Source organism: Crassaminicella profunda (genome assembly GCF_019884785.1).
Taxonomy (GTDB): domain Bacteria; phylum Bacillota; class Clostridia; order Peptostreptococcales; family Thermotaleaceae; genus Crassaminicella; species Crassaminicella profunda.
This window is the reverse complement of record NZ_CP082326.1, coordinates 3,802,262-3,817,510: the sequence shown is the minus strand read 5'-3', so window position 1 is coordinate 3,817,510 and position 15,249 is coordinate 3,802,262. Positions and strand designations below refer to the sequence as shown.

14 protein-coding genes and 1 CRISPR repeat array (1 of these 15 running past the window's edge) are annotated in these 15,249 nt (G+C 32.4%); of the genes, 8 read left to right on the top strand and 6 right to left on the bottom strand.

The genetic code is table 11. From position 1 onward, the window contains the following. Positions 1–332: a CRISPR direct-repeat array (repeat unit 37 nt; unit sequence ATTGAAGAGGATAATCCATTAAAACAAGGATTGAAAC) (it extends 3,287 nt beyond the left edge of the window). A gap of 248 nt (positions 333–580) precedes the next feature. Beyond that, positions 581–2,581: a methyl-accepting chemotaxis protein gene (locus K7H06_RS17645; protein WP_223037329.1), complete on the top strand. Its 2,001-nt coding sequence runs from the start codon at positions 581–583 to the stop codon at positions 2,579–2,581. Between the two features lie 97 nt (positions 2,582–2,678). Here K7H06_RS17645 and K7H06_RS17640 read toward each other — a convergent pair whose 3' ends face one another. Further along, complete coding sequence (locus tag K7H06_RS17640) at positions 2,679–3,041, bottom strand: hypothetical protein (RefSeq protein ID WP_223037328.1); 363 nt, start codon at positions 3,039–3,041, stop codon at positions 2,679–2,681. Between the two features lie 237 nt (positions 3,042–3,278). On the opposite strand from K7H06_RS17640, the gene K7H06_RS17635 reads away from it, so the two are divergent. The 7 genes from K7H06_RS17635 to K7H06_RS17605 all read left to right on the top strand — a co-directional run bounded on the left by K7H06_RS17635 (position 3,279) and on the right by K7H06_RS17605 (position 11,868). Beyond that, positions 3,279–3,824: a DUF2284 domain-containing protein gene (locus K7H06_RS17635; protein WP_223037327.1), complete on the top strand. Its 546-nt coding sequence runs from the start codon at positions 3,279–3,281 to the stop codon at positions 3,822–3,824. A gap of 71 nt (positions 3,825–3,895) precedes the next feature. Next, positions 3,896–5,638 carry a sigma-54-dependent Fis family transcriptional regulator gene (locus K7H06_RS17630; RefSeq protein ID WP_223037326.1) on the top strand — a complete coding sequence of 581 codons (1,743 nt, stop codon included), beginning with the start codon at positions 3,896–3,898 and terminating at the stop codon, positions 5,636–5,638. Between the two features lie 304 nt (positions 5,639–5,942). Beyond that, positions 5,943–6,320, top strand: coding sequence for a RidA family protein (locus K7H06_RS17625; protein WP_223037325.1), 378 nt, complete (start codon positions 5,943–5,945; stop codon positions 6,318–6,320). Positions 6,321–6,471: 151 nt separating this feature from the next. After that, positions 6,472–7,689 (top strand): diaminopropionate ammonia-lyase, encoded by a 1,218-nt coding sequence (gene dpaL, locus K7H06_RS17620; protein WP_223037324.1) that lies wholly within the window; start codon positions 6,472–6,474, stop codon positions 7,687–7,689. A 212-nt stretch (positions 7,690–7,901) separates the two neighbouring features. Beyond that, the gene (locus K7H06_RS17615; RefSeq protein WP_246637565.1) at positions 7,902–9,326 is read left to right on the top strand and encodes a YfcC family protein; all 1,425 of its coding nucleotides are present in this window, start codon (positions 7,902–7,904) and stop codon (positions 9,324–9,326) included. 124 nt (positions 9,327–9,450) lie between these two features. Beyond that, complete coding sequence (locus K7H06_RS17610; protein ID WP_223037323.1) at positions 9,451–10,674, top strand: diaminopropionate ammonia-lyase; 1,224 nt, start codon at positions 9,451–9,453, stop codon at positions 10,672–10,674. An 18-nt stretch (positions 10,675–10,692) separates the two neighbouring features. Then, complete coding sequence (locus tag K7H06_RS17605; RefSeq protein ID WP_223037322.1) at positions 10,693–11,868, top strand: YgeY family selenium metabolism-linked hydrolase; 1,176 nt, start codon at positions 10,693–10,695, stop codon at positions 11,866–11,868. A gap of 150 nt (positions 11,869–12,018) precedes the next feature. Here K7H06_RS17605 and aroF read toward each other — a convergent pair whose 3' ends face one another. From aroF to folE, 5 genes are read right to left on the bottom strand one after another with little or no spacing between them, the layout of a single operon-like run. Beyond that, complete coding sequence (aroF, locus tag K7H06_RS17600; protein WP_223037321.1) at positions 12,019–12,795, bottom strand: 3-deoxy-7-phosphoheptulonate synthase; 777 nt, start codon at positions 12,793–12,795, stop codon at positions 12,019–12,021. Then, positions 12,788–13,270 carry a 2-amino-4-hydroxy-6-hydroxymethyldihydropteridine diphosphokinase gene (folK, locus tag K7H06_RS17595; protein ID WP_223037320.1) on the bottom strand — a complete coding sequence of 161 codons (483 nt, stop codon included), beginning with the start codon at positions 13,268–13,270 and terminating at the stop codon, positions 12,788–12,790. The genes aroF and folK overlap by 8 nt, the downstream gene beginning before the upstream one ends. Beyond that, positions 13,263–13,628: a dihydroneopterin aldolase gene (folB, locus tag K7H06_RS17590; protein ID WP_223037319.1), complete on the bottom strand. Its 366-nt coding sequence runs from the start codon at positions 13,626–13,628 to the stop codon at positions 13,263–13,265. Before folB ends, folK begins: the two co-directional genes overlap by 8 nt. Then, positions 13,616–14,473, bottom strand: a complete 858-nt coding sequence (folP, locus tag K7H06_RS17585; protein WP_223037318.1) for a dihydropteroate synthase — start codon at positions 14,471–14,473, stop codon at positions 13,616–13,618. Before folP ends, folB begins: the two co-directional genes overlap by 13 nt. A 20-nt stretch (positions 14,474–14,493) precedes the next feature. Then, the gene (gene folE / locus K7H06_RS17580; RefSeq protein WP_223037317.1) at positions 14,494–15,054 is read right to left on the bottom strand and encodes a GTP cyclohydrolase I FolE; all 561 of its coding nucleotides are present in this window, start codon (positions 15,052–15,054) and stop codon (positions 14,494–14,496) included. Between the last annotated feature and the right edge of the window lie 195 nt (positions 15,055–15,249).

Genomic DNA, 15,249 nt, shown 5'->3' with positions numbered 1-15,249 from the left:
AAGTATTGAAGAGGATAATCCATTAAAACAAGGATTGAAACATTTCTTCATATTTTTTTCTAAATCTTGATAATGAATTGAAGAGGATAATCCATTAAAACAAGGATTGAAACTTGATAAGACTAAATCTACATTATCCGCACGTTACAATTGAAGAGGATAATCCATTAAAACAAGGATTGAAACTGTTTTCCTCTGAATTTTCATTCTGTTGGCATTCGATTGAAGAGGATAATCCATTAAAACAAGGATTGAAACTATTGAAAATCTCGATCCAATGATCTTTCTCCTGATAATTGAAGAAGATAATCCATTAAAACAAGGAATACAAAAACGAGAACTTAGAAAAGCTATCAAGGCAGTAGGACTGCTTGGATAGCTTTTTTTATAGTAAAATTTAGAAAAAATGCATTGTAATAATAATGATTATCATTTACAATTATACATAGACAAAGATTATACGATAATATTTGTAGTTAATAAAAAATACAAGACGTCAAATTTTACCAAATATGAACAAGGAATTTGGGGGATTTTGTGGAAATTATATACTGGGGTGGGGAAGAAAGGGGAGATCTATATGAAAAAAAGAAGCGTGGGGATTAGATTTAAGTTAATCGTAATATTTATTATACTCATTGCTTTACCATTAGTTGCTTTAGGACAAAATGCTTACTCAAAGTCTGTAGATTTAACACAAAAGGAATTAGAGCAATCATCTTTTCAACTGATCAAGCAGTTAAATGTTTCTATAAGTAACTATTTAAATGGGATAGAAAATTTCATTCAATTTATGCCTAATGAAGATAGTATAAAAGAACTTTATGAAAATCCAGATACGTTAAAAGTGGTAATGAAAAAATTTGAAGACTTTAAGAAATCTCGTGAAGATATTCTATCTGTATATATAGGCACAAAAGATAAAAAGATGTATGACTATCCTCCTACAGAAAAAGAGGATGGTTTTGATCCTACGGTAAGGCCTTGGTATATAGAGGCTAAAAATAAGAATAAATTAGTATGGACGCAGCCATATAAAGATAACTCTACTAAGAAAATGGTTATTTCAGTAGCTGTACCTGTAAGGAATAAAAAGAATGAATTTATCGGTGTATTAGCAGCCGATATTGCATTAGATACTTTAGGAGAAATGATTAATGAAACGAAAATAGGACAAAAAGGGTATCCTTTTGTAGTAGATGCTACTGGAAAAATTATTTTTCATAAAGATGAAACACATGTAGGACAGCCCCTAGCTACTCAAGCAATAGAAACAGCTATGGAAACAAAAAAAGAAGGAATTGTAAATTATAGTTGGAAAGAAAATAAAGAAATTCATAAAAAGTTTGCAGTATTTAGTACTTTAGACAAGTTAGGATGGAATATATTGGGCAGTATGTATATTGATGAGTTAGAGGAGAAAACAGATATTATATTAAAAACAACATTGATTGTAGGGGGGATCGCACTACTCATTGCGATTTTCATTGCATATATATTTTCTACATCATTAACCAATCCTATCAAAACTCTTGTTCATGACATGGAAAAGGTAAGTGAAGGAGACTTTTCTATAAGAAGAAAAGTAAAAAGAAGAGATGAGATTGGCCAGTTGGGAGAAAATTTCAATAGAATGGTAGAGGATTTAGGAAAACTGGTAAAAAAAGTACAGGAGGCGTCTACAGAAGTTACTTCATCGGCTCAAAATCTAGCAGCTACTTCTGAATTAACTAGCTCAGCAGCAGAAGAAGTATCAGCAACTATTGAATCTATTGCAAAAGGGGCAACAGACCAAGCAACTGAGGCGGAAAAAGGAGCAAATCTTACATTAGGTTTGGCAGAGAAATTTAACCAATTGACAATAGAATTTAACTATATTACAAAATCTGCTGAGGAGGTAATGCAAACAAGTGAAGTAAGTAAGGGTGTAGTTCATGAACTAAAGGAAAAGACAGAGCTAAATAATGAAGGAACAGAAAAGATTGAAGAAGCAATTTTTGATTTGGACAATCGAATAAAAGATATAAGCAATATATTAACAACTATAGATGCTATTGCTGACCAGACAAATTTACTAGCACTCAATGCTTCTATTGAGGCAGCAAGAGCTGGGGATGCAGGAAGAGGATTTACAGTAGTTGCAGAACAGATTAGAAAGCTTGCAGAAGAATCAAGAATTTCCTCTGATGAAATAAAAGGAATTATCCAAAATGTTCAAGATGAAAGTAGCAATACAGTACAACTTATGGGAGAAGTAAAGGGAAGGACAATAGGTCAAAATCAAGCTGTTACAGATGTAGATCAATCTTTTGACTCTATTTCAAATGCAGTACATAGGATTACAGAAAAAATTGAGGATATTAGTGATTTTGCAAATCAAATCAATGAAGAGAAAGATTTAATTGTAAATGCCATAGAAAACATTTCAGCCGTATCTGAAGAAACAGCAGCATCATCAGAAGAAGTAACAGCATCCATGGAGCAGCAGGTAATGGCAGTAGAAGAAATCGCAGCAGCAGCAGATAAATTGGATGAGTTGGCTATGGGACTCAATCGAGATGTGGAAAAATTCAGGATCTAAATAGGGATTATGGAAACAAAGCACTTTAAAAGAAAAGAATAGAAAGAATGATTGAATAAAAAAACCGAGATGAGCCAAAATGCCGAATCTCGGTTTTTTATTTTACAGCTTTTAATTTTACAATATCACTCCAATTACTTGCGGTAATTAATTCTACTTGCATTAAATCTTTTCTTATTCCGTTAAGATTGCCGTTCATTTCAGCAATATCGTGCGACATACGATCTTGTTCTGCTGTATTTACATCTGCTTTATGCTCTAATGATTTGAGAATTTGGGTATTTTCTTTTACTTGGCTATCTAAGGAATCTAATTGTGCTATAATTTTTTTCTGATTTTCTGCTAAATCTTTTTGACTGTTTACTAATTCATTGATCTTCTTTTGACTTTCCATTAATTTGTCAATTTTCTTCTGACCTTCTACGAGTTCATTAAGGATATTGAGTATTTGTTTTTCCATGGTTTTTCACCTGCTTTTCTTATGTAGGGTTGTTAGTTTACTTATAATATATCATGAATAGGAGGGACAACTCAAGGAAGAAAAGAGATGAAAAAAATGGGAGTTAGGTGTTATTCGAAGAGAAAATAATGAGAAGGAGAATAACTAGCAATAAAGAATAAATGAAAAAGGATATAAAATAGAAAACAAGGAGAAAAGGGAGCATATTATAGGGGTATATAAAGGAGTGGATATAGATTGGATAAACTAAAACAGTTAAAGGCATATATTGATAATCAAGACATCTATTTGATGAAAGAAATACCTCCAGAAGAATTACCTATATCCAAAGAAGTAAGGGATACATGCATGAAAAATAAATGTGGGCAGTATAATAATAATTTCATGTGTCCACCTTATGTGGGAACGCTAGAAGAATTTGAAGATAAGGTGAAAGAATATACAAAAGGATTTTTAGTTTTGGTGAAAGACAAGATAGATGATCCATCTGATCATAATGCTTTTTATGTATCCGCAGATCAACTACATGGAATTATGCTGGATATTGAAAGCTATGGAAAGAAATTAGGATTTGATCAATCTTTTGCTTTTATAGGAGGACATTGTAGACTTTGTAAAATATGTGCTGTTAGGCTAGGGAAGGAAAAATGTATAGATTCTAAAAGGGCTAGACCTTCATTAGAAGCAGTTGGGGTAGATGTAATTGACACATGTAGTAAAGTAGGAATTCATATAGCATTTAAAAAAGATGAGGTTACATGGGTTGGGTGTTTGTTGATATAAAAAATATTTAGTATAATATGGATGTAATGAGGGTTGTATTATACCTATCGAATACACTTGAGGTGAAGAAAATGGAAACCATACTCAAAAAAATTCAAGATACAGTTATAAAGTATGCCAATGTAATTTCAGAAATTTTAAAAGTAGACATTGAAATAGTGGATCAAAATTTAATTAGAATTGCTGGAACTGGAGAATATGAAAAGGGCATCAACCAAAGTTTAGAGGATGAGTATGTTTATAAAGAGGTATTACAAAGTGGAAAACATCAAATTATTAGAGAACCCGGGAAAAATAGTATATGTCAAAAATGTCCTAAGCGTTTTACTTGTATTGAAAAGTTTGAAGCCTGTACACCTATAAAAATGGAAGATGAGGTTATTGGTGTCATAGGACTTATTTGTTTTCATGAGGAACAAAGGGAATTTTTATTATCAAATTTTGATACATATTTTTCTTTTTTAGAACAGATCGCGGATTTTATTAGTGCAAAAGCTTATGAAAAAAAAGAAATAGAAAATACAGAAACAATGATTGGTGTTTTAAATTCAATTATGGAGAATCTAGAAGAGGCGATTATTGTTTTGGATAATAATGATTGTATTTCACATACCAATAAAAATGCAAAAAATATTTTAGAGATTCATGATGAATTTCATCATAAAGTTATATTGATTCCAACAGGGAATTATATTTTAGAGCAACAGGAATATGAGTTGATTTTTAAGGGGAAGATTTATAATTTAGTAGGAAGTATACATGAGATTCATATGAAAAAAAATGAATATGATCGGATGTTTATTTTTAATGAAGCAAGAGTTATAAAGAGTAAAATTCTTGATATGACCAATCTCAATCACAATTTATCATTGAATAAGATTTTGGGAGAATCTTCGAAATTAGTTAATTTGAAAAGGAGGGTTTTACAAATTGCAAAAGCTTCATCTACTGTTTTGATTACTGGAGAGAGTGGAACTGGAAAAGAAATGTTTGCAAGAGCCATTCATAATGAGAGTAATAGAAAAGAGGAAGCGTTTGTTCCTATTAACTGTGGTGCCATACCTGATACGCTTCTTGAGAGTGAATTATTTGGTTATGTAAAAGGAGCTTTTACAGGAGCTAACACAAATGGAAAGATAGGTAAATTTGAATTTGCCAATAAAGGAACGATTTTTTTAGATGAAATAGGAGATATGCCTATTTATATGCAGGTGAAACTTTTAAGGGTTCTTCAAGAAAAAGAGATTATGAAAATTGGTTCTAATAAAGCAATTGAGATAGATGTGAGAGTAATTGCAGCTACCAATAAAAATATTGAAGAGATGATTAAAGATGGATCTTTCAGAGAAGATTTATATTATCGATTAAATGTAATTCCTATAGAAATTCCTCCTTTAAGGGAGCGTATTGAGGATATCAAAGTTATTACGTATTATTTTGCTAATAAATATGCAAAACTTTTTCAAAAAAAGTTCATAGGAATTGATCGTTCTGTATGGACATTTATGCTTTCTTATAGTTGGCCAGGAAATGTACGAGAGCTAGAAAATGCAATAGAATTTATGATTAATATGATGGATGCATCAGGAATTATTATTCCAGAAATACTACCTAGAAAATTAACTACAATAGATGAAGGGGATCAAAAACAAAATAAGGCTGAAATCTTTGATCTTGACCAAATAGAAAAGGATACAATAAAAAGGGCACTAAAAATGTATGGATCAACAACAGAATGTAAGCAAATTGTAGCACAAAAACTAGGGATAGGGATTGCTACATTGTATAGAAAAATCTCTAAATATAATTTATAAGAGATAAAAAATTTTAAAAGATTATCGATATGAGGAAATTATCATATTGATAATTTTTTTTGTGAAAAACATGATTTGAAATATGAATAAATTGTAGAAAAAATGTAGAAATAGGGGATTAGATAAAATAATTATCATTTTGATAGTGAATTATCATAATGATAGTGAATGAAATATAAAAAGCTTTAATTATGGCTATTAGGAGACATTTTAGAATTGGCATGGACTTTGCAATATAAGAAAATGATTAAAAAAATTCATCAAAATATAGGGCAACCTATTTAAGACTAGAGGAGGAATTTACATGTCAAAAGAAATGATTGCAACTACAAAAGCACCAGCAGCCATAGGACCATATTCACAAGGAGTAAAAGCAGGAGGTATGTTATTTATTTCAGGACAATTACCAATTAATCCAGAAACAGGAGAGATGCCAGAAAAAGTAGCAGATCAAACAAAACAATCTTTAGAAAATGCAAAGAATATTCTTATGGAAGCAGGATTATCTATGGATGCTGTTGTAAAAACTACAGTATTTTTAAAAGACTTAAATAATTTTACAGCTATGAATGAAGTATATGGTCAGTATTTCCAAAATGGTTATCCAGCAAGAAGTGCTGTACAAGTAGCAAGATTACCAAAAGATGCAGAAGTAGAAATCGAAGTAATTGCAGAAATATAAATTTAATTAGACAAAAAAATGAAAAGCGGGAAAAGGTTTAACTAGATGAATTAGTTAAGTTCGTAGTAAGAGATCCTTTAATTTTTAGATTATATTAGAAAATAGAAATAATGAAATTTGTTTTTTATAAATAGAAAAATGAGGTGGAAATATGAACAAGTTAAAAAAGATTGAATATGTTGTAAATGAAGATTCAAGAAACTTAAAAAAAGAAAAAGCTTCTGTAGATTTTATTTCACAAGAAGTAATAAAAAAGGTAAGAGCTTTTCATAAAAGTTTTCCTCAGTATAAAGTTACGCCATTGCATAAGCTTGATAAATTAGCGTGTGAGTTAAAGGTAGGTAATATTTGGGTTAAGGATGAGTCTTACAGATTTGGATTGAATGCATTCAAAGTTTTAGGTGGGGCTTATGCTGTGGGTAAATATTTGAGTAATAGATTAAATATTCCTATTGAAGAATTATCTTTTGAAAAATTATGTAGTGATGAAATAAAGAAGAAATTAGGAACGATAACATTTATCACAGCAACAGATGGTAATCATGGACGAGGGATAGCTTGGGCGGCAAATAAACTTGGACAGAAGTCAGTAGTATATATGCCAAAAGGGTCTTCATTGACAAGATTGAACAATATTAGAAAAGAGGGAGCAGAAGCTTCAATTACTGATTTAAATTATGATGATGCTGTAAGATTAGCAAATAAAGAAGCTGAAGAAAATGGATGGATAATGATTCAAGATACAGCATGGGAAGGATATGAAGATATTCCAACATGGATCATGCAGGGATATGCAACAATAATAGATGAAGCAATAGAGCAAATGGAAGGTGAGAAACCGACACATGTATTTTTACAAGCAGGGGTTGGTTCATTTGCAGGAGCTATTCAAGGATATTTAGCTGCTTTGTATGAAGAAGATAGACCTAAGGTAGTAATAGTTGAACCTGAAGAGGCTGCTTGCATTTATAAGTCTGCTAGTGCAAAAGATGGTAAAGCCCATGCTGTAATAGGAGATATGCCAACAATTATGGCAGGACTTGCATGTGGAGAGCCAAATATAATTGGATGGAATGTATTAAGAGATTATTCAGATATGTATTTATCTTGTCCTGATTATGTATCAGCAAGAGGTATGAGAGTATTAGGTAATCCATTAATAGGTGATCCACAAGTAATATCAGGTGAATCAGGAGCAGTTGGAGTAGGTGTTTTAAGTCTGATATTAGAGAGGGAAGAATATAAAGGAATTACCGAAAACTTGGATTTAAATAGCAATTCAAAAATATTGTTTATTAGTACTGAAGGTGATACAGATCCTCAACATTATAGAGATATAGTGTGGGATGGAAAAAATAAATCTCTTTAACAATTAGACAAGTAATTGAAAAATTATTGACTGAGATAACTTTTGAGAAAATTTATTTTAATATCCTTCTCTGTGGTATGTATAGTAGTTTACTAACCTATATAATACCACAATGGAGGATAATACCCTGAGTTACGATTCTATAAGATATGTAATCAATTATTACTATATTTAGAAAGAATTAAAGAATAACTAAATTTAGGAGGGTAAAAATGAAAAACGAAACTACAGTAAAAGAGCAAGGGAAAAAAAAGTTTGAGATGCCTCATATTTTTATTATACTTTTCACTTTTTTAGCGGTTATGGCAGTATTAACATATGTTATTCCAGCAGGGGAGTATGATAGAATTGCTGGACCAAGTGGTAGAATGATGATTGATCCAAATTCTTATCATGTAATTGATAGTAATCCAATAAATTTATTACAATTCTTTGTAGCAATTCCGAAGGGCTTTGTTGAAGCTGCATGGGTTATTGTTTTGACATTTTGTGTTGGTGGAGGATTTGTAGTAGTTAAGAAGACGGGAATTATTGAAGTAACAGTACAGAATTTAGCACATAAACTTGCTGACAAAGGTATTATTATTATTCCTGTATTGATGTGTACTTTTGCAATAATTGATGCATTTATAGGGATGCCGGAACTCTGTATGGTCTATGTTCCAATAATTGTACCATTAGCATTGGCACTTGGATTTGATTCTATTACAGCAGCTGCAATTGCTTTATGTGGTTCAGCAGCTGGATTTACAGCAGCTTTAACTAATCCTTTTACTGTAGGAATTGGTCAAAAAATAGCTGGATTACCTTTATATTCAGGTGTTAAGTATAGAATAGTAGTATTAGTAGTAATGTTAACAATAGGTATTTTATTTGTTTTGAGATATGCAAGAAAGGTAAAAGCGAATCCTACATTAAGTTCTATGTACCAAGAGGACTTGATTAAAAAAGAGCAATTAAAAAAAGATGGTAATGTTGTGAGAAAAGCAACAACAAGACAAAAGCTAGGGGGGTTATCAGCAGGATTACTTTTTATAGTATTAGTCTTTGGAGTATTTAAGTTTAAATGGGATATGCCTGAAATAGGAGCAATGTTTATTGTAATAGGAGCAGTATCTGGTATGGTTAGTGGCTTAAAGGGTAAAGAAATATGTGATGCATTTATTGAAGGGTGTCATGATGTATTAGTGGGTGCATTGATAGTAGGTTTGGCAAGAGGAATAACGGTTATTATGGATCAAGGTATGATAATTGATACGATAATTCATGGTTTATCAGCAGGCGTAAAAGGATTACCAAGTGCTATTACTTCTGTAGGTATGTTGGTTGTGCAAACGTTATTCAACTTTTTAATGCCATCTGGAAGTGGACAAACATTGATAACTATGCCTATTATGGCTCCTTTAGCTGATATTGTTGGAGTAACAAGACAGACAGCAGTTTTAGCATTGCAAATTGGAGATGGCTTTTCAAATGTCTTTTATCCAACTTCAGGGTATTTTATGGCAAGTTTAGCTCTTGCAGGAGTTGCATGGCAAAAGTGGGCAAAATTTATGCTACCATTATTTTTAATTTGGTCAGCGGCTGGTGCAGCTTTCCTAATTATTGCGCAAGCAATAAAATGGGGACCATTTTAATAGAAAAATTCAAGCAGTATTAGTTAAAAATAGAGGTGTTTAACTGAATATATAAATATTACTAAAAAACTATATTTAGACATTAAAATTATATGTCTAAATATAGTCTGGGAGGAGGATTATTATGGAAATCGTTAATGTTAACAGTGATATTAAGGCTATATTAAAAACACCACAAAAAATATTGGTAGATCCACTCTTTAATAATGATGTAATTTCAAAGGTTAGAAATTTTCACCGTTCTATGGAACAATATAGAGCGACTCCTCTTGTAGAGTTAAAATGCATGGCATTAGAATTAGGGGTAAAAAACATATATGTTAAAGATGAATCCTATAGATTTGGATTAAAAGCTTTTAAAGTTATGGGCGGTATTTATGGTCTTGCAAATGTATTAGCCGATTATTTAGGTTTAAATGTAGAGGACGTTAATTTTGACTATTTTAAAAAGCCTCAAATTTCTGAGAAGCTAAAGGATATTACAATAATTTCTGCAACTGATGGAAATCATGGCAGGGGTCTTGCGTGGGCGGGAGCACAGCTAGGTTGTAAAGTTGTGATATATATGCCAAAGGGATCAACTCAAAAAAGAGCTGAAGCAATTCAAAGCTTAGGGGCAGAGGTTCATATAACGGAGTATAACTATGATGATACATTAAGGGTTGTTATAGAAAAGGCAAAGGAAACAGAGGGAAGTCTACATGTTCAAGATACCGCTTGGGAAGGTTATACTGAAATACCTAATTGGATTACTCAGGGCTATATGACTATTGCTGATGAAGCTTTAACACAGCTTAGTTATCAAGGGGTACAAAGACCAACTCATATTTTTCTTCAAGCAGGGGCAGGTTCATTTGCAATGGGTATTGCAGGATATTTTGCTACTATATTTGGAGAAAATTGCCCTAAAATAATTATAGTAGAGCCTGAAAATGCCAGTTGTTACTATGCTTCTATAATGGGAGGAAAAGAAGAACCTGTTAGGGTTGTTGGTGATTTAGATACAATTATGGCGGGACTTTCCGTTGGAGAAGTTAGTATAGAGGCCTGGAAGCGTATTCCACAAATTGCTTGTGGATATATTTCTTGTAAAGATTTTATGTCTTCTAAGGGAACAAGACTTCTAGCTGTACCAGTTGGTGATGATCCTAAAGTTGTTTCTGGGGAATCTGGATCTGTGTGTATGGGTGTTTTACACTATATTATGAATAATGATAGCTGTCAAGAATTAAGAGAAAAAATTGATTTAGGCTCTAACTCTAATATTCTTCTTTTTAGCACAGAAGGAGATACAGATCCTGACTTATATAAACAAATTGTATATAACGGTTATTGTAAATCGAAATAAATAGAGGAGGTAAAAATGATGAATGATTCTATTGTTGAGTGTTTTAGTCAGTTAAGGGATGATCTTATTAAATTCACGCAAAAACTTGTAAGAATTGAAAGTTATACAGGTAAAGAACAAGAGGCAACTGAACTTGTTAAAGCGGAGATGGAAAAATTGGGATACGATGAAGTAATTGTAGATAATTACGGAAGTGTTCTTGGAAGAGTAGGTAGCGGGGATACAAAGATTATCTATGATGCTCATATAGATGTTGTTGAAGCTAAGGATGCTAATGAATGGAAATATGGTGCATTTAGTGGAGAGATTGTTGATGGAGCAATGTATGGTAGGGGTACTGTTGATACAAAGTCCTCTGTATGTGCTATGATTTATGCAGGACATGCAATGAAAAAGCTTGGGCTTTTAGAAGATAAAACAGTTTATATTTCTGCATCTGTTATGGAAGAGGATTTTGATGGAGAGTTGTTATTTAGGGTTATAGAAGAGCAGAAACTAGACCTTGATTATACAATCATAGGTGAGCCTAGTAATCTTCAATTAGCTGTTGGACATAGAGGAAGATCTATGTATACAATTACAACAAAAGGAGTATCAGCCCATGGTTCTGCTCCTAATAATGGTGTAAATGCAATATACAAAATGGCAAAAATCTTAAGTAGAGTTGAAAATCAGCAAAAGGAGTTTGACAAAATTAATGGAGAAAAGGGTTCGGTTGTAGTTTCTAATATAGAGGCTAGAACGGCTTCTTTAAATGCTGTTCCTGATCAGTGCAAAATCTATTTAGATAGAAGACTGGCTCTTGGGGAAACTGAAGAGATGGTTGCTAAAGAAATGGACAAAATTATAGAAGGTACAGATGCTACTTGGGAAATCTATAATGCAATAGGAAAAAGTGCTACAGGTAAAGACGTTGTTCTAAGAACATTTATGCCTGCTTGGGAAACAGCTGAAGATCATCAATTAACTCAAGCAGCAATAAAAAGTTTTAATGAAGTTTTAGAGAAAAAACCAGAAATATTTAAATGGGAGTTTAGCACAAATGGTTTTGCTACAAACGGTAGATTTAATGTTCCTACTATTGGATTTGGACCGGGTGAAATGAAATATGCACATATGAAAGATGAGCATTGTAAAGTTGAAGATATTGTTACAGCGGCTAAAGTATATACTGCATTAATTAAGTATTTATAATTACTTAGGCAAGGGTGTATATGAGTACTTAATTGTTTATTTTACAAAAATATATACATGATAAAAGGATAATATTTTTTTAAAATAATTATTGATTGGGACTAGATAGAAAAGATAATATAAAAAATAAAGTAGGGGTAGAAGCTGTCCCTACTTTATTTCATCAAACAATTTTTTATACTCCTCAATGGTTAAGGATTGATGCCCATCACTTAAAGCCTTTTCTGGATTTGGATGAACTTCAATCATCAATCCATCTGCACCACAAGCTAGAGCTGCTTTTGACATAGGATTTATTAATTCTCTAATGCCTGTCCCATGACTAGGGTCTACGATGATAGGGAGCCCTGTTTCTTTTTTCATGATGGGAACAGCAGCTAAATCTAAAGTATTTCTTGTATAGTTTTCAAAGGTTCTGATGCCTCGCTCGCAGAGGATAATATTTTTATTGCCATAGGCGGCAATATACTCTGCTGCCATGACCCATTCTTTGATAGTAGCACTCATACCTCTTTTTAAAAGAATAGGTTTATTAATATTCCCTAAAGCTTTTAATAGAGAGTAATTGTACATATTTCTAGAACCGATTTGAATGATATCAGCATATTCAAGTACAATATCCATGTTTTTTTCGTCCATGAGTTCTGTAATAATTGGAAGCTTTGCTGCATCTCCTGCTTCTCTTAAATATTTTAATCCTTCTAATTCCAGTCCCTGAAAGTCATAAGGACTTGTTCTAGGCTTGAAAACTCCTCCTCTTAGGATATGAACCCCTATTTCTTTTAGACTTAGGGCTGTTTTTAGTATTTGTTCTCTTGATTCTACAGAACAAGGTCCTGCAATGAAAATAGGAGGATAATTGCTACCGATTTTTAAATCTTTAATAGAAATGGTGATTGATTCACCTGTTAAAACTTTTTTATTCATGACTAACCTTCCTAACTTCTTCTCCTTTAAGTTTATCTATTATATCTTTTATTTTTATATGATTTAAGATAAGATCCTTGTTAATTTCATAAAGAGGAATCATGACAAAGGCTCTCTCGTGCATTCTAGGGTGAGGAATGATTAACTTTTCATCAGTGGATGTAAAATTTTCATAAAGCAATATGTCTACATCAATTGTTCTTGGACCCCACCGAATAATTCTTTTTCTTTTTAATGTTTTTTCAATATCTTGACAATAGGACAATAGCGCATAGGGATCTAAATTTGTAGCAATTTCAACAACGATATTTAAAAACCAATCTTGATGGGTATAGCCTACTGGTGCGGTTTCATAGAAGGAGGAGATTTGGGAAACTTCAATATCTGCATGTTTTTTTAACAATTCTATGGATTTTTGGATATTTTCTTTTTTATTGCCCATGTTACTGCCAATACCAAGATATGCTTTATTCATTTCGCTTTCTCCTTATCTCTACTCCAAAATAGTCAAATAGGCCTGGTACAGGTGCTTCCGGCTTTTTGACAGCTATATTGATTTCTTTTACTAATGGGAATGTATTTAGTATTTCATTTGCTATATTTTCTGCTAATGCTTCAATGAGATTGAATTTTTTATTGGTTACAATGTCTTTTATAAGGCTATAAGCTTCTCCGTAATGTACTGTATCTTTTACATCATCTGTTAGTCCTGCTTTTTTTAAATCTACATATAAATCTATATCTATAAAGAATTTCTGACCCAAGATATTTTCTTCATCCATAGCACCGTGATAAGCGTAAAAGCTTAAGTTTTTCATGATTATTTTATCCATGGTGTAGTACCTCTTACAATAGCATCTGCAACTTTTACAGCTCGAATATTTTCTTTGACGTCATGAACCCTTAAAATATCCATTCCATGCATAACACCCATAACAGATGTAGCAACAGTACCTTCAACTCTTTCGGTTGCTGGTAGATCAAGTATTTTTCCAATCATAGATTTTCTAGAAGTACCAAGAAGGATAGGGTATCCAAGATGGTTTAATTCATGGAGCCTTGACATGACATGAATGTTTTGCTCTGGTGTTTTTCCAAATCCAATACCTGGATCTAGGATGATATTTTCTTTTTTTATCCCTGCAGCAAGTGCAATGCCAATAGATTTATTCAGGAATATCTTTATGCTTTCCATAATATCTTCATCATATTCTGTACCAACTTGGTTATGCATGATGACAACAGGAACATGATATTTTGCAATGATTTTTGCTAGATGGGGATCTCTTTGAAGTCCCCAAACATCATTGATCATATGGGCACCTGCTTGTAGAACTTTTTCAGCTACAGCTGATTTTGTAGTATCTACAGAGAGTGGAACCTTTATTTCTTTTACTAATTTTTCTATTACAGGAAGCACTCGATTGAGTTCTTCTTCAGGGGATACTTCTTGGTGACCTGGTCTTGTAGATTCTCCCCCGATATCAATAATGTCTGCTCCATCATGAATCATTTCCTTTGCATGAAATACTGCCTTTTCTACGTTTGTAAATTTTCCACCATCAGAAAAGGAATCAGGCGTTACGTTCAAAATTCCCATGATATAAGTTTTGCTTCCTAAAGCTAATGTATATTCTTTAGCTTTTATGTTAATTTTTCTTGAAAAATCATAAAGCATTATTATCCCCCCTAAAACCCTTAAAATTTAATAAGTGCCATAGCTTCAGCTCTAGCTTTTGCATCCTTCTTAAAGTGCCCTCTTACAGCAGATGTAATGGTTTTAGACCCAGGCTTTTTGACACCTCTCATGGTCATGCACATGTGCTCTGCTTCAACGACTACGATTACCCCATAAGGTTCTAGCTTTTCGACTAATGCTTCTGCAATGGAAGTTGTGAGTCTTTCTTGAAGTTGAGGTCTTTTGGCAACGGTTTCTACAACCCTTGCAAGTTTACTAAGGCCCGTAAGTTTCCCATTCTTAGGAAGATAGCCTACGTGAGCTTTTCCGAAGAATGGGACTAAGTGATGTTCACATACAGAGTAAAAAGGAATGTCCTTTACTAAAACTAATTCTTCATGGTGTTCTTCTTGAAAAAATATTTCTAAGTGTTTTTTAGGGTCTTCTGTAAGTCCCGAAAAAATTTCTTCGTACATTTTTGCGATTCTTCTAGGTGTATCTTGTAAGCCTTCTCTATCTGGGTCCTCGCCGATAGCTTCTAATATATCTCTTACAGCTTTCTCTATTTTTGGCTTGTCCATTTAGATTCCTCTTTTCTTATAGTTTTATTGTTATATTTTAGTATAGATTTTATTTATGAAATACCATATAGATAGATGGCATTAAATTTTTTATAGTATATAAATGAATACCTTAACGAAGTAATACTGTTTATTGCAATTGTAATTTATATAGATGCACAGCTGTAATATGAATAGGCTACTTTTGTTTAAGGA